Below are 22,532 nucleotides of genomic sequence, written 5' to 3' on the forward strand. Positions count from 1 at the left end.
ACTGTTTTATTTATTTCAGGCTCCAAGTTGGCAGACTGCCAGCAAGACCGATGAACGGGCTGACCGATAGATTCTCAATACGTCCGTTATAGGCGTATACAGTCTTTTTGTAACTTGTGAAAATAATAGGCAGTTCATCATTGAAGAGCTGATACAGCTCTTTGTATACCGCTTTGCGTGCTTCAATATCAGTAGTAGCCAAGGCTTTATTGTACAGTTCCAGGAATTTCGGATTGTCATAATCCGTGATTTCTCCATCGAAGAATTGCATAAACCCGTCAGCCGGATCAGTCAACATACTAGTGGAGAAGGATACGAGATCGTAGTCCCCGCCTTCTACCTTAGATACCAAAGAGTTAAAGTCTGCAAAAACCTCAGGCTGGAAATCGATACCCAGTGCTTCAAAATTCTCTTTAGCTACAGCAATGAAAATATCTGTATTTTTGCTCTTAGAGCCGAGGTAGTGAATGGTAAGCGGTTTGCCATCTTTTTCACGGATACCACCCGCGCCTACTGTCCAGCCTGCTTCATCCAGCAATTGTTTTGCTTTTTCCGGATCATATTTGTAAGGATTAATGCCTTCCTCCGTGTAAGACCAAGAGATAGGGGATGCCGGGATGTTGGCAATTGAGCCTGCACCTTGCGCTGCATCTACATAAATACTCTGACGATCCAGACCGTACACAATGGCTTGACGTACAAGCTTATCCTTGAGCTGTTCATGCTTCAGATTGACTTGCAAATAACCATAGGTACTTGGAGTGTAAGGAATAATATTCACAAAACCGAGCGCTTTCAGCTTCTCGATATTCTCGTCTGTCGCACTAAAAGAAGCGTAGTCTACCTCACCTGTTTCTACGAACTGCCATACATCGCCTTCCGTAGTTTTATAAATGAAATGCTCCGTCTTTGGTTTACCTTTGAAATAATTCTCATTCGCTACAAAACGCACTTCTTGCCCCGGAATAAATTTCTCCAGCTTGTAAGGTCCATCTCCAAGTGGCTTCTCATGCAGCTTCTTGATGTATTCAAGATCTCCAAATTTATAGTCCTTGCCATAGTAAGCTTTCGACAGAACATTCGAGCCGAGCTGTACCAGCGCTGTTGCGTTTGGTTGCTCAAGTGTCACTGAGATCGTCTGTGGATCAATCACTTTAATCCCTTCTATTGCTGTAGAAGTACCATCTTTATAGGCTTTGCCGCCTTTAACATTTAGTGATGGAAGCTGGGAGCTACCGTCATACGATTTGTCGTATTGGATCGTCCAAGTAAAAGCCACGTCATCTGCTGTCAATGGTGAACCGTCGCTGAATTTCAGATCTTTTCTCAAGTGGAACGTGTATGTAAGCTGATCATCCGAAACATCCCAGCTCTCTGCAAGCTCCGGTGTTGGAACGCCTTTATCGTTTACAGTTACGAGAGAAGCGTATAGCAGTGAAGATACATTGCCATCATAACCACTTTGCTGAAAATACGGAGTAAAAGCTCCGCTTGGGTCCGTTAACCCTACGATAATGGTGTCTGTACGTTTCTGTGCAACTGCTGGAAGTTTGGACAAATCGGTTGCGGTAAAAGGCTCGCTTAGCGCACCCGCAGGAACAGTCTCTGCCGGAGTTGTTGCTTCCACATTGGTTGAATTGGACCCTGCAGCCGCGTTGTTACCAGACGAGGATTCGTTATTACTGTTGTTAGCGCAAGCAGAAAGTAACAGTGAACCCGTAAGCAGTAATGAAGTGATTACAATCGCATTTTTTCTCATGTACCTATCTCCCTTTTCTCTCTAATAGAATAATAACTATAATTCCTACCTGTTAAGTATGAATAACTTCTGATGTTCATTATAGAAAGGTTTTCGAGTTCTGTAAAGAGAGAACTTTAAAAAAATTCTCTATAAACAGAATCAAATGAGAATTAAGACAACTAAAAAAAGCCAAAACCCTCTCTGCATAAGAGAATTCTGACTTTTAGATGGTTATATTTTTTTTGTGAAATGATTATTTTAAATACTCAAATAGCTGCTCATTCATCCGATGAATGCCTTCCAGACGCAGACTATATCCGGTGACATTCTCCCCTTCAATATAGGCATGAAGCAAACCCGCACAACGAAGATTAAAAATATGATCGTGAACAATCCCCTTCGAGATTCCCGCATGCTTAACAATTTCGGTGAATGTTTTGCGACCACCGCTAAGAGCTTGGAGAATTTTCAGGCGGCTTTTTTCACCCAGACTACGAATGGCTCTATACATAAAAGGTGAAATTTCCTCGTTCTCCATCGAAATCCAGGCCGCATAATGACAGATTGTTAATTCACCATAGCAATAGATGATATTAGCAGGCTGAAAATGATACTGTGGAATTAATACAAGCTTCTTAAGCCCATCAGTAGGCATGAAATAGAATCCGTTGGTCGTTTTGTTCACAAAATCAGCAGTTTCCAGTGCATTAAGCTCCATGTTCTTCAAATCCGTATGCTGTTGTAATTTGCTTAGAATCGCAGGATTGCATTGACTAAAGTACTGGCGGTTCCATTCGGAGAGTAAAAATACTACGCGATTACGGTAATCCTCCATATGGCTTGGAAATACCTTTACATATTTTGATAAGGTCTCATATAACTCGCCAACTGTTAACCCTTCAATCCAGTTCAATACACTGTCTACATCATCCTTGAATGGACAACAGTAAATGAGCAGATTCAACATTTTCCATTCATTGTTTAGTTCAGTTTCCTTCAGACGGGATAATAGTTCCTCACTTAGGGCGCTTTCAATTTCAGTAACCCACGCTACCCCTAGGTCAATCTTCTTATAGGATTTTTTGCATAGATAAGTATGTAAGCTATTCAACAACTCATAAATCGATCCAAATTCAACCTCAACTTTGTATTCCACAATGATTCCTCCTGCTAGCGGTTCTTTTCAGTAGTGAGATATTCTCTTAATCTTATTGTATTATCCTGAGAATACGCAAGCTACTTTATAAACGGGAGTGTATAAAAATTCATTGACTGCTGCTTGACTACTGTTTGAATGCAGAATTTATTTGCATCTCACTTTGATTTTGAGATTGCGAGAGTCTAAAAGAGAATTGCTACTCATATGCAGCAGGACATTACAGTTCGGCTCCATCGGTGAACACATACCCTCACGAAGTTGCTATCGGGCACAGTGGACCTTATAAGCAGTATTCCCCCCAATTTGGGGTTCTATCGGACTCCATAGGCGCTATTGGCATAGAAATCGTCTTAATTTGTGCTTTTTCCTAAGGAATAGCTGCAATGGAGTCTGAAACTTTACTAAAACGGCTAAAAATTTGCAAATAACGTCATCTGAGTCCGAAAGCTCCAGTGGATGATTATGATAACAGGGATTTTGGGCACGCTGAGGTCTCAAGGATTCCCATGAGTCCGGCTGTCCTGGATGTTCCTGCGTCAGAGTGCCAGGAATGTCTGGGCCGGCTTGCGTATCCAGCACACTAGCTTGTCCAGAAATCCAACCCCTTCCACCTTCTCGGCTCGCCAAAAGTCACTCGATCACGTCTGCATTCTATCCCCATTCCGCAAAGCCAGACTACTTGCAGAACAAACATTACAAAGCAACTGCCTTGAGTAACATGAGCGCATTATTCACACCAGTAATCCTAACTTCCCCGATAAATCCATCTATGGAACGCCATCAAACGTCCAGGGCGAGCAATCAATCTGCTTCGTTCCTCGCTTTTTGCAAATCGTGGTAGTAAAATATAGGCAATAACATTTTAGGAGTGAAGCCATAAGATGCAAATTCAAACTGGAACAGGACGTTTTTTTGTTGCGAATGACGGTAAGGACCTTGCCGAGATCACATACAGTTTGGATAAAGATGCTGGGGAATTGGTCATTGACCACACTCGTGTCTCTGAGGAACTGCGCGGTCAAGGTACCGGTGAAGAACTTGTACGGGCTGTTGTAGATAAGGCTCGAAATGAAAATTTGAAAATTGTTCCTGTGTGCTCCTATGCAGCTCATCAATTTGAGAAGCATCCGGAGTATAAGGACGTGCTGAGCGGGAACACAGGCGAGCGAGACTGATCTCCGTTCCCGTTTCCGTGAAGCTTTATTAACCTATTCGAACTAATACACTTAGTTCAAATACACTTTAGGAGGAAACGGGTTTGACTACTACTGATACTTTGAGAAATATAGAAGAATTACAAGAACGCTGTGAGCAATATGATGGAATTTCACTGAAATTGAATTGGGATATGCTTCGCCAGCCATCAAGCGTAGGAGATACGGAATGGCTCGTGACATATGAAGATGATTTACTCGTCGGCTTCTTAGGACTTTATGGATTTGGAAGCGATATGGAGGTCTGTGGCATGGTTCGACCAGGCTACCGCCGACGGGGCATCTTCACCTCACTGTGGAACCGAGCGCAAACTATTATCAAACGAGGCAATGTTGATACCCTACTTCTAAACGCTCCTGCTGCCTCATCATCTGGTGTAGCATTCCTTCAAACGCTACCACTAGAGTTTAATCACGCGGAATACCAAATGAAATGGGGCGGAAATTCGGTTGCTTCTTCTGAAGCAAGCTCAGCCACAGGGACTGTGATCTTACGCCCTGCTCGTGAAGACGAAGCCCCAATTCTCGTTGAGCTGGATTGTGGAGGCTTTGACATAAAGACTGAAGATGCTACCGAACTCTATGACCTGCAGAAACAGGAAGGCCTGCAAGAACATATTATGATCGAAATGGACGGACAACCTGTTGGTAAAATGCGGCTGTGGACCGAAGATAATGAAACCTGGATTTATGGATTTACTGTCAGCAAGAAGCTACGTGGGCTAGGCATTGGACGAAGTGCACTTCTTCAAACGATCGAACGAGAACGTAAAAACTATAATGGAATTAATCTCGAGGTCGCTCTAGATAATCCCAATGCGCTTAAGCTATATGAAAGCTGTGGCTTTATCATTCAGAATAAACAGGATTATTACCGTTATATCGGCTAATCCATAGAATTAAAGCCTCCTGTCTAATGGGCGTTCTCGCCTGTAGAGCAGGAGGCCTTATTTTATTATTAGGAGTAATCACATGAGCCCAAAGCCTCCAACATTAGCTTCGCCTCTATCATTTCTACGGTCGCTACAGTTTAATGAGCCATCAGCGTGCACTTCCTGCTCCAGAAATACAGATAACAATCGAACATAATCCAAAGACTCCTTATACGGGACTGCATTTCCCTTGTAAGAGTATTTACGACCGTCTAGCAAGGAGTAGATTTCCACGGTCTCCGCAGGTTCACCGTAAGCCGCATAACAAAAGACGTTTGTCATATGCAAAAAGCCCGCAATAGTATCCTCATTGCCATTCACCATAAATTTCTGAATGTTCAGGCTTCGACCATTCTGAGTAGAATTCCAAGCTAATTGAGTAATCATCGAAAGCTCCAAGCTCAGCTCTGGGACTGGCACATACCACTGCTCGTATAGCATTACCGGAATTTCCAGTAAATGATTGGTCGAAACGATACGCATTAGTTCATCCGCTATACTCGTCTTGATATCCCAATATTGCAGTAATGAAGGAAAAGCATCCCCCCTAGGTGGCCAACGACGCTCTAATAGAAATTGTATCGGTGTCTCCCTTCGAACTTCAAGCAGCAAACTATAAAAGTCGTTAAGTGTATGCCCTACAGCATATTGAACCTGCTGGCGCCAGCGTGGGAGCCCGGTCGCTGGAGCTCCGCTTGATAAATTCTCGGCCCCTCCAAGCATAATGTGCTCCACTCGATAATCATGCAGTCGTTTATATGGAGGCGTATGTAAATTCACTTGTTTCTTCATCCAACTTCCCGCTGGCCCGCCCATCCTATGATGCCACCATACAAGCTTCGATAAATTGACGACCGAATTGACGGCAAGCTTCTTTTTCAGCAGCGTTCGGGCCATATTCAATCTTAAGACTATCCTGTAATATCACAGCTCCACGTTCCTTTAACTTCTCCACGAATAAGTCCACGGCTCCACAATAAATCGCGTAACCTGTGTCTCCACTGCCAAAAACTGCTGATTTCATAGCGGTCAAATCAAGCTCATCCATCTCCTCATAGAAATCAAGAGCTTCATCAGGTAGCTCACCATCTCCCCAAGTGTATGCTCCTAACAGAACGCCTTCATATGAATTTATCTCAACCGCGTTACATTCAGTGACCGATTTCAAAACGGCTTCACCGCCTGCTTGGCGTATTCCCTCTACAATCAATTCAGCCATTTCCTCAGTGTTTCCAGTTAGACTGGCGTATGCCACTAGCACTTTAGTCATCTTTCTGTTCCTCCCATTACTAAACATAAAATTTAAATGATGTGTGCTTCACCTTCATTCTATTTGATAATGATTATCATTGTCAAATGAATAAAATAAAAAAAACGCAAACTCCCGTTTATTCACACGGTTGATGTTTGCGTTCAATCCCTTTTTTGTTCAAAATTATTTAGTATGCTCCTTCGAGCAAGGTAATGTGATTACCATCTGGATCGCGGAAATTCATTTCTTTCCCGCCATACGCCATCGTAACCGGTGGCTGACAATCCAGTCCCTTAGCCTTTAACTGCTCGTACGTCTCATCGAGATTATCACAGCTGAATACTAAATTAACAAAGCCAGTCGTGAGCTTTTCCCATTTCGTCTCATCCCAAATGATGATTCCAGGCTGCTTCTTGTCGAATCCAATCTTTGCGCCATCAAAATTGCCGTAGCCTTCGAACGGAATTGGAATCCCTAGCACCTCCGAATAAAATGCAGCCAACGAAGCAGTATCCTTAGTGTAGATGTTAGTACCTTCAAAAGACGAAATCATAATTTGTCCCCTTTCATTCTCATCATCATAGTGCCCATTTCTTACTTGAGTTTAACAAGGCTAGCACCCTTTGTATTGCAAAATTGCGACATTTATCTGCCCGCATAGACTAAAGCCTCAAGTGGTGTTCTTCCTGCATATTTCTTGAAACTGTTTATAAAATGAGGCTGGTGGCTGAATCCATACGTAAAAATAAGATCCTGCATATTCTTCGTCTGCACAGGCAGTTGATACATTTCCCGCCATACATTTTGAAATCGTACAAGGTCAGCTGTTTTTTTAGGTGATACACCTATGTATTCTTGAAAAAGTCTTTCGAGTTGGCGTCGGCTTAGATTAGAGCTGGTTTCCAAATCCTCAGCTGTTACCACACCCTTTTGTTTAATTAGGGTATAAATTGCATTCATCATTCGATCATTAGTCCGTCCACCACGCTCAAGACGCTGAAAAAGATAAGCCTCAGCTGCCACTATCCTATCATTCATAGAATTTGCTTGTTCCAGCAGAAGTCCTAGCTCTTTTTTAAAAGTACAAAAGTATTGGTCCACATCTACAAATGCATTCAGGACATCCCGGAGATGGTCTTCTGCAAAAAAATGAACGGCCCAGAAATGAAATCGGATACCAAAGGTTGAGATCATACCTTCCCCTCTGTCTGAAGGGACTTCAAAAGGAGCATCATTGATGCCGGAAAAAACGGTAGTTGTTAAGCCTGTCGATTCATTCAGATTCCAAATAATGTCCATGCATGTATCTGGAATAATTGTTTCCATTCGAGGTTCGTAACCAGATGCCTTGTCCACTACGTGAACGGATGCCTCTGTAGGAATACGCGGTGTGACAGAGCCCCAGAAACAGCGAATATATGGCTGCAAAGCTTGACTGGGTAGAAATTCACTAGTTTGTGCTGGATTTGCAGTTATCGGGAAATATAGAGGCGCGAGATTGAACATAAGCTGCTATTCTCCGATCATAAATATTGTAAAGACTCTGATATCTGATCATACACAATCATTGCTTGATCTGCCAGAATAATAGCTGTGAGCATGGAAATATTATACACATAATCTTCATTGGATAAAATAAGTAGAGTGTTGGGCTTGTGCGTATTTTGTTTGTAGCTATATGGTGAAATGATGTACAATAAAGGCTAAATGAATTTTTGAAGGATGGATTAAAAAATGTATATAGCTAGCGACTGGAAAGACTATGAAGTAATTGACACTGGCGGTGGAGAGAAGCTTGAACGTTGGGGTGACATTATCCTGCGCCGTCCGGATCCACAAATTATTTGGCCACTCTCCAATGAGACAGCGAAATGGCGTGATGTACACGGTCATTATCACCGTTCCTCAGCGGGTGGTGGACAATGGGAAATGAAGAAAACAATAAAGGATGATTGGAAAATTAGTTACGGAAAATTAAAATTCCATTTGCGTCCTACAAATTTTAAGCATACAGGATTATTTCCTGAACAAGCGGCCAACTGGAGCTGGATGATGGACAAGATTGCGGCTGCTAACCGTCCGATCTCTGTACTGAATCTATTTGCTTACACTGGTGGAGCTACTGTAGCCGCAGCAAGTGCCGGCGCTTCTGTTGTTCACGTGGATGCAGCCAAAGGAATGGTGCAATGGGCCAAAGAAAATGTCCAGCTGTCCGGCCTGGGTGATCGTCCAGTTCGCTACATCACGGATGACGTATTCAAATTCGTACAACGTGAACAACGTCGTGGTAGTAAGTATGATGCGATTATAATGGACCCGCCTTCCTATGGAAGAGGACCTGGCGGAGAAATGTGGAAGCTGGAATCCAGCTTATATCCTTTCCTTGAGAGCTGTATGCAAATAATGAGCGACAAACCTTTGTTTATGCTAATCAATTCATACACCACTGGGATTTCTCCAACTGTCCTACGTAATATGTTGTCGATGACCATGGGTAAACGTTATGGCGGGAAGCTCACCTCCGGTGAAATCGGTCTTCCGATCACTTCCTCCGGCATGAACCTGCCATGCGGTATTCTGGGACGCTGGGAGGCGTAAGCCATGACACAGCATTTATCTGGCAGCAACGAGCCGCTGGACGGAATGTCGAAGCGCTTTGAAGTGTTATACGAAGATAATCATCTTCTAGGCATAGTGAAGCCCGTGAATATTCCTGTTCAGGAGGATGCTACTGGAGATCCTGATCTGCTCAACCTGCTCAAAGAAGATGTGAAGGAACGCTTTAACAAGCCTGGCAACGTCTATATGGGGCTAGTCCACCGCCTGGATCGTCCGGTTGGGGGTGCAATGATCTTTGCCAAGACATCAAAAGCAGCCTCAAGACTATCCGAGTGTGTCAGAACTCACAGCTTTCATAAGGTGTACTTAACGGTCGTGCACGGAAAACCACCAGCATCTCATGGCCGTCTTACCGATACGCTGCTTAAAGACGCCAAGAGCAATACCGTCACTGTAGTCCGGAAAGGAACACCCGGCGGTAAGGAAGCCATTCTGGATTACACAGTACTTGGCAGCGCTGAGGGTTACAGCCTGCTCAAGATCGATTTACTTACCGGTCGTTCACATCAAATTCGAGTGCAGCTTAGCTCCATCGGCTGCCCCTTATACGGTGATCAGAAGTATGGAGCTTCGGTGAACAGACCTGGACAGCAAATTGCACTGTGGTCTGCACTTGTAGGCTTTCCCCACCCTGTTACTAAAGAAGAAGTAGAACTTATTTCCCTGCCTCCGCAAACCCATCCTTGGGATTTATGGTCCAAGGAATTACAAAAGAAGGCTATCCGTTAATGGATGGCCTTCTTTTTTTTGAAATAAAGTGTTGTTGTATATATTCATGGTGTAGAACCTTCCGGTGTAGTTGTAACAACCATTTTGCCCATTAAATAGAGTAGTAGCTGTTGATTATGAGAGGATATCGGATCAAGCGCTTCTGCAAAAAAATCACTGCGGATCTTCAAACCACGTACAGTCTCCTGCGTTCCAATTTCCGTTATACTCACCCATACAATACGGCGATCCGCAGCATCTCTCTCCCGAATGATAAGCCCATTTTTCTCCATCCGATCAAGTAACATAGTAACCGCTGCAGGACTGGTCGCCAGATGTGGAGCCAGATCAGAAGGCTTCATGGCATCACGTTCCTGAAGCAGTTCAAGTACTGTGAGTTGGGCATCCGTTAGCGATGGGGCAAGATTACTGTCCATATGTAGTTTGTAATCTTTTAAAATTTTATGCCAAATTTTACTGAATTCAGAAGCGTGCACACTGATTCCTTCCTTTCCTTGCGGTTCTATCCGGTATAACTACATTTTCGCGAAACAAATTCCATTTCCTGCAAAAGAAGAAAAATAAATCTTCTAAACTGATAAGCGGGAAAATTAAAAAAAGGCACTTAGTCAGTTCTCAAGAAGAATTGACTAAGCACCTTGATAAGTTATTTTAACAAATCTGTTTATTACTAGTTTGTTTTACTTAACTGCTGGGAAAAGATTAACAATCTCATCCTTTTTCTCCACAGGAACAATCTGTTTGCCTGTAGAACGACGCTCTCCGAGTGGTGCAGATTCAGAAGAGAATGTATGATGTGCATTCTCCCGTGTAATTGCATTAAGTTCCAGCGGTTCTCTGCAATAGAAAGCCCCTGCCAATTTACTGCCATTTGGTCGTACTCGCTTGCCTTCCTTAAATTCAAAGGTTGGCATCCCTTTGCCACCGCGGCTTTGAGATGGATAATCCACTAGTAATGAACGTTTCGCATATCCGATATCGGAGATAGAAAGGATTTCACCTTCATCTTCACTGACCCAGAAGCAAGAAATCACCTCATCGCCCTCACGAAGCTGAATGCCTCTTACACCGGATGCAACACGGCCCATAGGATTAACTTCATTCTCATGGAATCTAATACTCATTCCCTCACGAGTCACGAGTACAATGTCCTTGTCATTCGTACTAGTAGCCACTGTAATGATCTCATCACCGTCTGCTACCTTACAGGCTGCTACGGCTCCAGAGCGGCTTGTAGAATATTCCTTGAGCTCTGTACGCTTAACCTGACCTCTGCGGGTGATAAACACGAGGCTTTGCTGCGGATCATCAAGATTATTGACCGGAATCACGCTAATGATTCCATCCCCTTTAGACAATCCGATAACGTTAACAATCGCAGTACCAGGTTCTTTCCATTTAAACTCTGGAATCTGGTGAACAGGAAGTAAGAAGTACTGCCCCTTGCGCGTAAATACCAGCAGACTGTCACGGGTATTCACATCGAGCAGCTTAACGATATGATCGCCTTCTTTAACGCCTGATGTATGACGTTCCCCACCAGAGCGGGTAAAGGAAAGCATACTTGTACGCTTAATATAACCGTCAGCGGAAAGTGCTACTAACACATCCTCTGCGTTGACCAGCGCTTCAAGGCTAACCTTAAGCTCCTCAACTTCGCCTTGGATCAGCGAACGGCGATCGATCCCGTATTTATCGCGGATCTCCAGCAATTCCTTACGGATTACAGCTACGAGCTTCTTGTCACTTTCCAAAATGCCACGCAGATGTGTAATCTTTGCCATCATTTCATCCAATTCTTTTTGGAGTGAAGTAATCTCCAAATTCGTCAGACGATACAATTGTAAGGTAAGAATAGAATCCGCTTGACGTTCACTGAACCCGAACATCCACACGAGATTGTTCTGAGCATCCTGACGGTTCTTCGATGCTTTGATGGCAGCGATGACCTCATCCAGAATATTCAGTGCCTTAACCAAGCCCTCTAAGACATGAGCACGGTCTTCTGCGCGTTCCAGATCAAATTGGGTGCGATGAGTCACTACTTCACGCTGATGCGCGATATAAGCCTCCAGGATGGCTTTAAGACCAAGCTGTTGCGGAGCCTTGTTGACAATCGCCACCATATTGAAGTTATAGGTGATTTGAAGATCGGTTTTTTTGAGCAGATACGCCAAAACGCCTTGGGCATCCGCTTCTTTCTTGAGTTCAACTACAATCCGAAGTCCTTCTCGTCCACTCTCATCACGAACTTCAGCAATGCCATCGATTTTCTTCTCTAATCGAATATTCTCCATGGAGGTAACTAGTCGTGATTTTACAATCTGGAATGGAACTTCCGTAATTACGATTTGTTGCTTGCCTCCACGCATATTTTCAATCTCAGTCTTGGAGCGTAAATAAATACGGCCTTTACCAGTGCGGTAAGCATCCATGATGCCGTCTCCGCCCATAATAGTGCCGCCTGTAGGGAAATCCGGACCTTTCATAAAGGTCATGATATCTTCAAGTTCAATATCCGGCTTCTGCATCACTGCGATACAAGCATCAATAACCTCACGTAGGTTATGTGGTGGAATCTCAGTGGCAAAGCCTGCGGAAATCCCACTCGTGCCGTTTACGAGTAGATTCGGATACCGGGAAGGAACAACCACAGGCTCTTTGGCTGTATTGTCAAAGTTGTCCTTAAACAGCACCGTCCGCTTCTCGATATCACGCATCATCTCCATTGCAATCGGAGATAAGCGTGCTTCTGTATAACGCATTGCCGCAGCTGGGTCATCGTCCATCGAGCCCCAGTTGCCATGACCGTCAACGAGAACATGCCCCATCTTCCATGGCTGTGCCATACGAACCATACCGTCGTAAATCGAGGAGTCACCATGAGGATGGTAATTACCCATTACATCCCCGACGGTTTTGGCTGACTTGCGGTACGGCTTGTCAGGCGTGTTGCCAGAATCGTACATCGCATAAAGAATACGGCGTTGTACAGGCTTAAGTCCATCGCGGACATCGGGAATCGCCCGGTCCTGAATAATATATTTGGAATACCGACCAAAGCGGTCACCGACGACCTCTTCCAGAAAAGCCGGCAAAAATTGTTCTGATAAACTACTCACTTGGCTCACCTTCTGTTCCTCAAACTGCCCGTTTTAAAATAGTGTGGTAATTCTCATGAACACTCCAGGGATTTTTGGACTTCCGGCCGCTGTTGTCTCCAGATTTCTTGATTACACCGCTAATGCGGATAAAATCCGGAGACAAAGGCGGGCGCTATCGCTCCTACAGTTCCAAAATTCCCCAACGTTCCAAGAATCACCAAGCTTTTTGAAAATCGGGATTATCGTCACTTGCAGCACTACTAACTGCAACTACTCTACAATTTCAGTGAAATCGACATTCTCAACAATCCAGCGTTTACGTGGATCGACTTTATCACCCATCAGTGTAGAAACTCGACGCTCAGCCTTAGCAGCATCCTCTATCTGCACCTGAAGCAGTGTACGCGATTCTGGATTCATCGTTGTTTCCCACAGCTGATCAGGGTTCATTTCACCCAATCCTTTATAACGCTGAAGCTCGAAGTTTTTGCCGAATTCCTTTAAGTAATTTTGCAGTTCTTCATCACTCCATGCATACCTTACGGTTTCCAGCTTGCCCGTTTTGCGGGTCAGCTTATAAAGCGGAGGCTGAGCAATAAAAACCTTTCCGGCATCTATTAACGGCTTCATATAACGATAGAAAAATGTCAGCAGCAGCACCTGAATATGCGCTCCATCTGTATCCGCATCGGTCATAATGATAATTTTGGAATAATTGCTGTCTTCGACGGTAAAATCCGGACCAATTCCTGCACCAATCGTGGAAATGATCGCTTTATATTCATCGTTCTTCAGGATATCCAGCAGCTTGGCTTTTTCCGGATTCATCGGTTTCCCTTTTAGCGGCAAGATCGCCTGAATCTTTGAATCACGGCCTTGCTTCGCTGAGCCACCAGCTGAATCACCTTCTACGATAAACAGCTCAGTTCGTGTAACGTCCTTAGACTGCGCAGGTGATAATTTTCCGCCAAGATTCGAGCTCTCGCTACGTTTCTTACCTGTACGGATCTCATCGCGGGCTTTGCGAGCCGCTTCCCGAGCCTTCGAGGCCTGAATTGATTTTTTCAGAAGGCTCTGTGCTACCTGTGGGTTTTCTTCCAGGAAACGAGCCATATTCTCAGATACGATATAGTCTACTGCACTACGAGCAGAAGCACTACCAAGCTGATCCTTCGTCTGTCCAACAAATTCAACCTCGGACATTTTGACACTAATGACAGCCATCATACCTTCGCGCAAATCATTTCCTTCTAAATTCTTATCCTTTTCTTTAAGCAGCTGTGTACGTCGGGCATAATCATTCAACACACGAGTATACGCGGTCTTAAAGCCTGTCTCATGAGTACCGCCGCTACGAGTAGGAATGGAGTTAACGAAGGAAGCCAAGGTTTCTGTATAGCCTCCATTGTACTGAAGGGCTACTTCCACTTCGATATCGTCCTTTTCAGCGCTGAAGTGAATAACATCATGTAGAACATCCTTGCCCTCATTCAAGAACTGTACGAATTGGCTTGCTCCACCCTCGTAAAAGAACTCGTCCTGACGATTGCTCCGCTCATCATGCAGCGTAATACGCAGACCGGAATTCAGAAAGGCAATCTCCTGTACTCGCTCTGCCAGCGTATCATAATTCAGGGCAATTCCATTTGGAAAGACGCGAATATCCGGTTTAAAAGTAATTTTCGAACCGGTTTTGTTGGTGTTGCCCAGAATTTCAAGGCCCGTTACTGGTTCGCCAACATGCTCTTTCCCCTTCTTGTCCACCCAATATTCAAAACGTTGACGATGGATTTTGCCTTCACGATAAATCTCTACTTCAAGCCATTCAGACAAAGCATTCGTTACTGAAGCCCCTACGCCATGCAAACCGCCTGATTTCTTGTAACCAGATCCACCGAATTTACCGCCTGCATGCAAAATTGTAAATACAACTTGCGGCGTTGGCACTCCTGTCTTATGCATTCCAGTTGGAATCCCACGACCGTTGTCCGTCACCGTTACTGAGCCATCTTTGCGAAGTAGTAAGTCAATCTTCGTACAATACTTGGCTAAATGCTCATCCACAGCATTATCTACAATTTCCCATACTAGATGATGTAGTCCCGAAGAACTTGTACTGCCGATATACATGCCAGGTCGTTTGCGTACTGCAACCAGACCTTCGAGCACTTGAATGTCGTCAGCATCGTATCCAGTACGGCTATTCTCGCCGTTATTAGAAACTTCAGCAAACATATCGATCTGTTCGAGCATTCATGCTCCTCCTTCTTTTCTCTATACTCAAGCATTAACGCCTTCGGCGTCCTTATAAAGACGGTAAGCCTTTAAGCGAGAAATATAAGACATACAGTATAAGTGCAAAACTTATACTTTCTTATATCTCTAGAAATGCAAACAAACGTTTTCGTCACTTTGTACATTCTAATTCAAAATATCCCTTTTCGTAAAGACGGCGAATGAAATGATCACCGAAGCAGCCCCCCATACAGCCAGTACAGCCATGGAAAATGACAAGGACATCCCCTCTATGGGTGCGGGAGTTCCTGACAAATAACCGGTCAGTCCAAGATTTACCATAAATAAATATTTCGCTGTTGTCCAGGCTGAGGCCATATTAGTCAGAATATTTCCAGCGATCAGCGCTGCCATCATAACCACTATACTAGCAGCAGTGCTCCTTACAAGTACAGAGATCATAAAAGCAAGCAGGGCAACTACGACACTTACGAACCAGACCAATCCACCTTGCATAAGCATATATTTCCATTGTGGTACTGCATGCACAGTAGACATATCCACCGAGTCTCCACTGATCTTAAAGCCTGTAAAGACAGGGATATTAAAGCCCTTATATCCAAAAGCAAGACCAGAGATAAGGTAGCTGATCACAAAGGTGGAGAGTACAATAAGCGAGACAAACATAAGCAGTGCCGCCAATTTGCTAAACAAAACTTTCCAACGCTTAACTGGCCTTGTCAGCAGCATTTTGATCGTCCCTGTAGTTCGCTCCGCAGAAACTAGATCCGAGGCTACCGCCATAATGAGTAGCGGAATAAATAAAGTAACGGAATTATCCATAAACTCACGGGTAAAGGTAACCCCACTTGGCTCGTTCGGATTCACATCGTGGTGAAGGTAGTACTGAAGCTGCTGTACAAATATTCGCCGATAAGTCTTCCATTCCTCTGGAATTCGGTCGCTACCCAAAGAATTTTGATTATCAATGATCTGCTGCTGGATCTCCAGGCGCCAATCGGAGTTGAATTTATCTCGGCTACGCTCAGCTGAGCGCATTTGAGCGTAGGTGAACATAGGCACCAGTACAATCAGAATCAGCAGTATAACATAAAACCGTTTCTTTTTTATGATTTTTAAACATTCATTACGGATTAGCGGAAGCATATTATTCAACGTTCTCACCCTCCGTTAGTTTCAAGAATAGCTGTTCCAGTGTCGGATTGATTTTATGCACAGCCCTAACTTCGATTTCAGCAGTCACCATAACAGCCACAATCTCAGGGATCAAATCCTGCTCCATAATTGTGATTAAAGAATTCGGGCCCATACCTGCAATTATTGAATCATCCAAGGTAACGTCTTCCAGATTCTGAATCTGAATATCCGGGCGATCAGCCAGTAATCCCTTAGCTACAGCAAAAGGCTCCAGCTCCCAAAGTACATACGGAGAATTTCGAGCGATCAGCTCATCAACCGCACCCACTGCAAGTACTCGCCCTTTACTAATAATTGCAACACGGTCGCAGAGAAGCTGGATTTCACTAAGTAAATGACTCGATACAAATACCGCTAAACCCTCATCTGCTAGTTTGCGTATAAATTCTCGCAGCTCCTTAATTCCCTTTGGATCTAAGCCATTTGTAGGCTCGTCCAGAATAAGCAGACGCGGACGTCCCAGAAGAGCCTGCGCTATACCAAGTCGTTGTCTCATCCCAAGCGAATATGTACTTACCTTATCATGGATTCGTTGATCCAACCGAACGATATCTACAACTTCACTAATACGTGCATTATCTATACCTGGCTGCATTCGGGCAAAATGCTGTAAATTCTCCCATCCCGTCAAATAAGTATATACCTCAGGATTCTCAACGATAGAGCCGACAAATTGCAACGCTTTTTCCGGATTTCGGTTCACATTGTAACCACATACCATAATCTTGCCCTCGCTTGGACGAATCAAATCGACAAGCATTCGAATCGTAGTTGTCTTCCCAGCTCCATTGGGTCCGAGGAAGCCAAAGATTTCTCCTTCTCTCACATCAAACGTAACATCATCTATAATCCACTTTCGCCCTATTTTTTTCCGTACCCCGTCTACAGACAAGACGACCGGGCTGGATTCTCCACTGTTCGCTTTTGTCATATTCTCCTTAGCTCCTTGTTACTGTCATTTCCTCGGCTAGTACTTGCTCAAAGGATATTTTATCTAATACAAATCATCATTCTTAGAAAGCTGGCTCTCACTTCTGTTCTAGTGTATAGCCTGAATGAATCGCTCTCCAATTCGTTGATAGCCATCCCCATTCGGATGAAAATGATCCGTTGATAAGTATTTGCCCAAATGCTTGTTAAACAAGTCGAAGGTTGGAACCAATGTCATATTGCTGTGCTTATTAATAATATCCATTGCTGCATTATTCCACTTCGCAACCGCCTGATTACCTGGTACACGTAGATCTGGTATATCACCAAAGGGATTGTATAACCCCATATAATAAATTTGAGCGTTTGGATTGATTTCCGTGATTTTCTCCAGAATCTTACCTAATCTTTCTACTGCTTCCGGAAGGGCTGCTAGCAAAGACTCTGGAGTCAGCTCTTGATCAGTCGTGGATTCACTTTGAAGTGCGCCACTATTCTGCAAAATATTGGAGTCCTTGAATAAATCATTCCCTCCGATCGAGAGCAGAATGACGTTCGCCATATGCAGCGCGTAATCTATACCATCTTCATCCAGCTTGCTTTGCAGTCCAGCAGTTGTTAAACCATTAATTCCCATATTACCCAGTAAATCAACTTCGACACCTTTAGCGGATAAACCACTAACCGTACGCTTAACAAATCCTTCTCCGGTGTTATCACCAGTTCCCTTGGTTAGCGAATCTCCGAGAGCAACAACTTTGAGCTTCTTAACCGTCTCCGTCACTGGAGCGGCTGTTTGCTGAGGTAAGTTGGTCCCTGACGCTTCTCCAACCGGATAGATGATGTCTCTGACCGCATAAACTAAACCTACAATTAGAATTATTGTTGTTACTATGGAAATCAGGCTGACCGTGCGCCATGTCCACTTTGAATCATTCAAAGCCATCCCTCCGTGTGCCGTTCTATTATGTATTGTTCCACATTTTACAAAGATCTTAACTATGTACATAAACATAAATCTTCCATACCGGTTTTGCAAATGTCTAAAATAGAAATAAATCCAGCTAATCCGCTTATTTAACCTGAATCTGAATACGAAAATTTTTCAAAAAAATTTAGCGATTAAAGTTTGGGTACAAAAAAACGTTCCCCGATTTTCATCGGAGAACGTTTGATTCCAGCAACATTTTTTTCGATTATTTACCAATAAATTCTTGAACCCAGTAGTTATTGTCATAACCTACACCGATATAATTGAAATTAGCATTCAAAATATTAGCCTTGTGACCAGGACTATTCATCCATGCTTTCATTACTTCTTCTGGTGTTTTTTGGCCCATAGCGATGTTCTCGCCTGCAGCGTTATAAGTGATACCAAAGGATTTCATCATATCGAATGGTGAACCATACGTAGGTGAAGTGTGTGAAAAGTAGTTATTAGTACGCATATCCGTAGCCTTTGTAGCTGCTACTTTATGAAGGCTGTCCAACCCAGAAACAGGCTTCAAACCAGCTGCTGCACGCTCTTTATTTACCAGCGTTACGATCTGTTGAACATAAGTTCCTTTATTGCTCGCAGCACCTGTAGTAGGTGTAGTTTCTGTAGGTTTAGTTACAGGTTTAGTTACAGTAGTCGTATCCGAAGGCTTAGTTACAGGCTTAGTTACAGTAGTTGTATCCGAAGGCTTAGTAACCGGAGTTCCGGTAGATGTATCTTTATTTGGAACCGTTCCTGTTTGAGGCTTGGTTACCACGATTGTGCTATTAAAAATAGGGAGTCCCTGTAGGTTAGCTTGTTTTAAATATTGTAAAACCTGCTCATAGCTAGTACCTGATTTAATTACTGTTACCTCAGTTGAGGCCGCATTCGCTTCGAGTGGAAGAGAAATACTAAGTGCCATAACAGCTGCTACACTACCACCAATAATTGCTCTTAATCTCTTGTTCTTCATTCTGCCATCTCCTCTTTCTTGTGTGTAATATATGTTTCTGCTTAGAGTGACTAGCTACAAATGTTACAAAGTTGTAATTTGTTCCTCAGTCATTGTAGCATAAATCTATCAGCTGTGCTCTTCTAATTTTTAACATTTACTAGTCTTGATTGTAAGTTTCCTGAGCATGAATTGCATTCGATATTGGCGTTAAAAAGCAAAAAAAGTCGCCATTCTCGAGAGAATAGCAACTTCTGTGTGCTAATAGATAATAAGTAACTAGTGAAACGATTGCCAAAATTCTCCCTCAGTAGAGATAAGTCCCATAATTTCTGCATAAGGAATACGGAAAGTAGGAAAACCCGCAGAATAAGGAGCAATCTCATAAGGTGCGAAATAAAGATATAACGCTTCATTATCTACAAAGAAAGGCTGAGCTGAGGTAATTCCTTTATACGTATCCGGAAAAACATAGGAGTACTCAGGATCATTCTCAATCTGCTTACCTACGATTTTACTGAGCTTCTCCACGTATCTACTTCCTGGCTTGAACAAATCACCTAGCTTATAGAACCTTCCGTTACGTACATTAGTATGTGTATAGATTTTGGTAGGCATGCCGTGGGCTGCTCCAAAAGGATAACGGTAACCCGTTAACTCCAGCACTAGAAGGTTTTTGCGGAAAAAGGACACTGAAAAATCACCATTATAACTGAAATCCTGTGTTGCTCCATTACTACCTGGGTCTTCGACTAGCGAAAGCTTCCGTAATTTATCATTAACCTCTCTAGAAACTTCCGCGCTTGCAATTCCTTCAACAACCGGATAGTAAACCAGATAATCCCTGTTCGGTTTGTACTTCTTCTCGACTACGGAATATGGAGGTCTCAGTGGGATGACTCCATTTTGCCTCCAAATCTGCTTCCCTTGACGATCATAATATGCTGTACGTTGATCTATATCTGCTCTAATTAGGCGTCCACTGAGGGTAAGTGTTCCCGTCCCTTGAATAACTGGAGGCTGAGTTGCTCTTTTTCCAGTTCGATCTATAAAAAAAGTCTCCTTAGCATCATATACAGATGCCAGTCCGTCCTGATAATTATTCACACCAAGCAGGGTATGATTGCTCAGAATTGCTCCTGTCTCTGCATCAGCGATAATGTAACGTGAGCCTCGATAAGGTTGACTAGGGAATATTGGTGTTCCTATAGCTGCTCTACCTTCACCAAGCTGCAGGACTTCATAATATTTCGCGGGGATAATCATTTTTCCTTGTTTATCAATCAGCCCGTAGGCGTTGCCATAGTTCTCAGCGGTATTCACCACTGCACGCCCCTCAGAGAAAGGTAAGGCAGAAGTAAATTGTGGCTGAATAGCTACTGTTCCATCCATGTTTAAATAGCCGTACTTACCGTTCTCAGTCGCTTGATAGGAGAGCAGCCCATCACCCGGACTCCCTACGAATGGGTGATTGTACGTATAGAGAATCTTCCCTTCAGGATCAATGAGTGCGTACTCTCCCTCTTTAATCTTGACCAAAGCCACACCATTCATGAAATCATTGGCGTCCACATAAATTGCAGGCAAAACCTCTTTGCCTTGCGCATCTACATACCCATATAGTGATGGACCACTCGTTGTATTTTGTTTCGAAAATAATGCAAGTCCCTCATGCAATGAGTTTAGATAATCATAACGGGCTGGAGTCACCTCTTTACCTTTTTCATCGATAAATGTGTACCCTTTCGCATCTGATACTACTGCGCGTCCTTCCGAAAAAGGGGCAATAAACGAGTAAATGGGCTTCACCCGCTCCCTTCCAGAGCTGTCGATCAGTCCGCTACTGTTTTTTCGTTGTACAATTGCTAGCCCGTTCTTCTGAAAATCCTCAGCATATTCGTATCTAGGTTCAATCTGAGCACGACCTTCGTCGTTAATATATCCCCAGAGCATACCCTCTTTAAGATTAAAGGGCGCCGGATGTAGCCCAGTATTCCTTAATTCGTCATCAACCCACTCCGGTAATACATACGGCGTCTCATAAGGCTTATTAGAGTAGTCTACACGATATAATCCCGCCTCTGCCGGGATCGTAACGAACAGCTCCTCTTCTGTGCGTATGAAATCTTCTTCTTGCTGCGTAATATATTCGTTCCAGCCAATGCCGTCCCATCTCCATACATCCGCTTGCAATGGACCATTGTCATTCCCTTTCCCCAGCTCATTCAATCTAATCCTTAACATCGAGTCGCTCCCCTTTAACAAAGGCATTTGCCTATAGAATATGGGAGAATGTTGGTTTATGTGATTTTGATCTTTGAGGTGTGGGAGAAGGGTTAAAACGCATTAAGTGTGTTAGGTGTGTCGATACAGGTTGCACGGTGGGATGTTGGACGGGGGGCAGAGACTGGTGGCAAGGCTGGTGACGGGGGATGTGACAGTCCGGGGATTCGTGTGACTCCTAGGGTTTGTGGGATGCGCTTGAGTAAGGTTGTGCTGCGAGGCGGGTTTGGGGTGCAGGGCGAAGTTTCGGGTCGTGGTGTGGGGAGTAACATAGGAGCCGAGCCGTTAAGTTAATAAGGGAGTGTGATTGAGGGTGGATTGAGCCACGGGACGAGTACGAGTGTGGGTGCGGGGATTTGCGGGATGCGCTTGAGGATGAATCAGGACACTGAGGAGTCAAGCTTGGGGGATTCACGGGTTCGTGGGGTGCGGAGGATTTGACAAGATGAGGCGGGAGATTTGCTAGGGCTATTGTAGAAGCGTACTTGGATCGGGGTGTGGAGTAACGTAGGAGCCGTTGAGTTAATAAGGGAGTGTAATTGAGGATGGCGGTTTGTGCTGGGCGTTCGCTCCGAGAACGAAACGTTGCTCCTATCGCTGTTGTCTCCAAATTTATTGATTTGTACCACACACGCATTAAAGTATAGAGAGAAGAACGAACGATACCGCTTGCACGCAATCATGCCGTTTTCTCAGCTGCTATTAACGTTTTTCGTCAACTCAGTCTCACCACGAATTCAAGGTTTCGCATTGCTCCTATCGGTTAATTCTAGAGCATTTATGCCCTTTATTCTTCCACAATGACTCGTTTTGGCTATTTCCGGGGCATTTATACCCTTTATTCTCCTACAATCACTCATATCGGCTATTTCTGGGGCATTTATACCCTTTATTCTTCTACAATGGCTCATTTCGGCTATTTCTGGGGCATTTATACCCCTTATTCTTCTACAATGGCTCATTTCGGCTATTTCTGGGGCATTTATACCCCTTATTCTTCCACTTTGGCTCTTTTCCGCTATTTCTGGGGTATTTATGCCCTTTTTTCTTCCACTTTGGCGCTTTTCCGTTATTTCTGGGGTATTTATGCCCTTGTTTCTTCCACTTTGGCTCTTTTCCGTTATTTCTGGGGTATTTACGCCCTTGTTTCTTCACGCTTCCGCTTCATATAGCTCATTTCAGCTG

Annotated in this window: 19 protein-coding genes; 5 read left to right on the plus strand and 14 right to left on the minus strand. The window is 43.8% G+C overall.

Annotated elements, in window-relative coordinates; translation table 11 throughout:
* Positions 1–10: 10 nt before the first annotated feature.
* On the minus strand, positions 11–1,759 hold the full coding sequence (locus tag NYE25_RS10950; protein WP_341145914.1) for an ABC transporter substrate-binding protein: 1,749 nt from the start codon (positions 1,757–1,759) through the stop codon (positions 11–13).
* A 235-nt stretch (positions 1,760–1,994) separates the two neighbouring features.
* Positions 1,995–2,897 (minus strand): ArsR/SmtB family transcription factor, encoded by a 903-nt coding sequence (locus tag NYE25_RS10955; protein WP_341145915.1) that lies wholly within the window; start codon positions 2,895–2,897, stop codon positions 1,995–1,997.
* An 884-nt stretch (positions 2,898–3,781) separates the two neighbouring features.
* On the opposite strand from NYE25_RS10955, the gene NYE25_RS10960 reads away from it, so the two are divergent.
* Both NYE25_RS10960 and NYE25_RS10965 read left to right on the plus strand, forming a co-directional pair.
* The gene (locus NYE25_RS10960) at positions 3,782–4,075 is read left to right on the plus strand and encodes a GNAT family N-acetyltransferase (protein ID WP_042190028.1); all 294 of its coding nucleotides are present in this window, start codon (positions 3,782–3,784) and stop codon (positions 4,073–4,075) included.
* 83 nt (positions 4,076–4,158) lie between these two features.
* Positions 4,159–5,004 (plus strand): GNAT family N-acetyltransferase, encoded by an 846-nt coding sequence (locus NYE25_RS10965; protein WP_341145916.1) that lies wholly within the window; start codon positions 4,159–4,161, stop codon positions 5,002–5,004.
* 78 nt (positions 5,005–5,082) lie between these two features.
* Here the strand turns inward: NYE25_RS10965 and NYE25_RS10970 are convergent, their stop codons facing one another.
* The 4 genes from NYE25_RS10970 to NYE25_RS10985 form a co-directional block, all read right to left on the minus strand.
* Positions 5,083–5,838, minus strand: coding sequence for a hypothetical protein (locus NYE25_RS10970; RefSeq protein ID WP_341145917.1), 756 nt, complete (start codon positions 5,836–5,838; stop codon positions 5,083–5,085).
* A 25-nt stretch (positions 5,839–5,863) separates the two neighbouring features.
* On the minus strand, positions 5,864–6,316 hold the full coding sequence (locus NYE25_RS10975) for a flavodoxin (protein WP_042190032.1): 453 nt from the start codon (positions 6,314–6,316) through the stop codon (positions 5,864–5,866).
* 169 nt (positions 6,317–6,485) lie between these two features.
* The gene (locus NYE25_RS10980) at positions 6,486–6,851 is read right to left on the minus strand and encodes a VOC family protein (protein ID WP_341145918.1); all 366 of its coding nucleotides are present in this window, start codon (positions 6,849–6,851) and stop codon (positions 6,486–6,488) included.
* A gap of 92 nt (positions 6,852–6,943) precedes the next feature.
* Complete coding sequence (locus tag NYE25_RS10985) at positions 6,944–7,804, minus strand: helix-turn-helix domain-containing protein (RefSeq protein WP_341145919.1); 861 nt, start codon at positions 7,802–7,804, stop codon at positions 6,944–6,946.
* 228 nt (positions 7,805–8,032) lie between these two features.
* Between NYE25_RS10985 and NYE25_RS10990 the strand changes: the two genes are divergently transcribed.
* Both NYE25_RS10990 and NYE25_RS10995 read left to right on the plus strand, forming a co-directional pair.
* Positions 8,033–8,896, plus strand: a complete 864-nt coding sequence (locus NYE25_RS10990) for a class I SAM-dependent methyltransferase (protein WP_341145920.1) — start codon at positions 8,033–8,035, stop codon at positions 8,894–8,896.
* A gap of 3 nt (positions 8,897–8,899) precedes the next feature.
* The gene (locus NYE25_RS10995) at positions 8,900–9,646 is read left to right on the plus strand and encodes an RluA family pseudouridine synthase (protein WP_231573316.1); all 747 of its coding nucleotides are present in this window, start codon (positions 8,900–8,902) and stop codon (positions 9,644–9,646) included.
* 44 nt (positions 9,647–9,690) lie between these two features.
* On the opposite strand, the gene NYE25_RS11000 is transcribed toward NYE25_RS10995, so the two are convergent.
* The 8 genes from NYE25_RS11000 to NYE25_RS11035 all read right to left on the minus strand — a co-directional run bounded on the left by NYE25_RS11000 (position 9,691) and on the right by NYE25_RS11035 (position 21,308).
* Positions 9,691–10,122 (minus strand): MarR family winged helix-turn-helix transcriptional regulator, encoded by a 432-nt coding sequence (locus NYE25_RS11000; protein WP_234532054.1) that lies wholly within the window; start codon positions 10,120–10,122, stop codon positions 9,691–9,693.
* 204 nt (positions 10,123–10,326) lie between these two features.
* The gene (gyrA, locus tag NYE25_RS11005) at positions 10,327–12,768 is read right to left on the minus strand and encodes a DNA gyrase subunit A (protein WP_042190043.1); all 2,442 of its coding nucleotides are present in this window, start codon (positions 12,766–12,768) and stop codon (positions 10,327–10,329) included.
* A gap of 252 nt (positions 12,769–13,020) precedes the next feature.
* Positions 13,021–15,003 (minus strand): DNA topoisomerase IV subunit B, encoded by a 1,983-nt coding sequence (gene parE, locus NYE25_RS11010; RefSeq protein WP_042190046.1) that lies wholly within the window; start codon positions 15,001–15,003, stop codon positions 13,021–13,023.
* Positions 15,004–15,171: 168 nt separating this feature from the next.
* Positions 15,172–16,161, minus strand: coding sequence for an ABC transporter permease (locus NYE25_RS11015; protein WP_042190048.1), 990 nt, complete (start codon positions 16,159–16,161; stop codon positions 15,172–15,174).
* Positions 16,154–17,134 carry an ABC transporter ATP-binding protein gene (locus NYE25_RS11020; RefSeq protein ID WP_341145921.1) on the minus strand — a complete coding sequence of 327 codons (981 nt, stop codon included), beginning with the start codon at positions 17,132–17,134 and terminating at the stop codon, positions 16,154–16,156. The genes NYE25_RS11015 and NYE25_RS11020 overlap by 8 nt, the downstream gene beginning before the upstream one ends.
* A 108-nt stretch (positions 17,135–17,242) precedes the next feature.
* Positions 17,243–18,079 (minus strand): GDSL-type esterase/lipase family protein, encoded by an 837-nt coding sequence (locus NYE25_RS11025; RefSeq protein ID WP_341145922.1) that lies wholly within the window; start codon positions 18,077–18,079, stop codon positions 17,243–17,245.
* A 250-nt stretch (positions 18,080–18,329) separates the two neighbouring features.
* Complete coding sequence (locus NYE25_RS11030) at positions 18,330–19,085, minus strand: CAP domain-containing protein (protein WP_076284601.1); 756 nt, start codon at positions 19,083–19,085, stop codon at positions 18,330–18,332.
* Positions 19,086–19,343: 258 nt separating this feature from the next.
* The gene (locus NYE25_RS11035) at positions 19,344–21,308 is read right to left on the minus strand and encodes a WG repeat-containing protein (RefSeq protein ID WP_341145923.1); all 1,965 of its coding nucleotides are present in this window, start codon (positions 21,306–21,308) and stop codon (positions 19,344–19,346) included.
* Positions 21,309–21,425: 117 nt separating this feature from the next.
* On the opposite strand from NYE25_RS11035, the gene NYE25_RS11040 reads away from it, so the two are divergent.
* Complete coding sequence (locus NYE25_RS11040) at positions 21,426–21,641, plus strand: hypothetical protein (protein WP_341145924.1); 216 nt, start codon at positions 21,426–21,428, stop codon at positions 21,639–21,641.
* Positions 21,642–22,532: the final 891 nt, after the last annotated feature.

This window comes from Paenibacillus sp. FSL E2-8871 (assembly GCF_038000345.1).
In the GTDB taxonomy this organism is placed as follows: Bacteria; Bacillota; Bacilli; order Paenibacillales; family Paenibacillaceae; genus Paenibacillus_AQ.

Coding starts and splice junctions, on each gene's coding strand:
- NYE25_RS10950 (WP_341145914.1), bottom strand. CDS start 1,759: ATGAGAAAAAATGCGATTGTAATCACTTCATTACTGCTTACGGGTTCA.
- NYE25_RS10960 (WP_042190028.1), top strand. CDS start 3,782: ATGCAAATTCAAACTGGAACAGGACGTTTTTTTGTTGCGAATGACGGT.
- NYE25_RS10970 (WP_341145917.1), bottom strand. CDS start 5,838: ATGAAGAAACAAGTGAATTTACATACGCCTCCATATAAACGACTGCAT.
- NYE25_RS10975 (WP_042190032.1), bottom strand. CDS start 6,316: ATGACTAAAGTGCTAGTGGCATACGCCAGTCTAACTGGAAACACTGAG.
- NYE25_RS10980 (WP_341145918.1), bottom strand. CDS start 6,851: ATGATTTCGTCTTTTGAAGGTACTAACATCTACACTAAGGATACTGCT.
- NYE25_RS10985 (WP_341145919.1), bottom strand. CDS start 7,804: ATGTTCAATCTCGCGCCTCTATATTTCCCGATAACTGCAAATCCAGCA.
- NYE25_RS10990 (WP_341145920.1), top strand. CDS start 8,033: ATGTATATAGCTAGCGACTGGAAAGACTATGAAGTAATTGACACTGGC.
- NYE25_RS10995 (WP_231573316.1), top strand. CDS start 8,900: ATGACACAGCATTTATCTGGCAGCAACGAGCCGCTGGACGGAATGTCG.
- parE (WP_042190046.1), bottom strand. CDS start 15,003: ATGCTCGAACAGATCGATATGTTTGCTGAAGTTTCTAATAACGGCGAG.
- NYE25_RS11020 (WP_341145921.1), bottom strand. CDS start 17,134: ATGACAAAAGCGAACAGTGGAGAATCCAGCCCGGTCGTCTTGTCTGTA.
- NYE25_RS11025 (WP_341145922.1), bottom strand. CDS start 18,079: ATGGCTTTGAATGATTCAAAGTGGACATGGCGCACGGTCAGCCTGATT.
- NYE25_RS11030 (WP_076284601.1), bottom strand. CDS start 19,085: ATGAAGAACAAGAGATTAAGAGCAATTATTGGTGGTAGTGTAGCAGCT.
- NYE25_RS11035 (WP_341145923.1), bottom strand. CDS start 21,308: ATGTTAAGGATTAGATTGAATGAGCTGGGGAAAGGGAATGACAATGGT.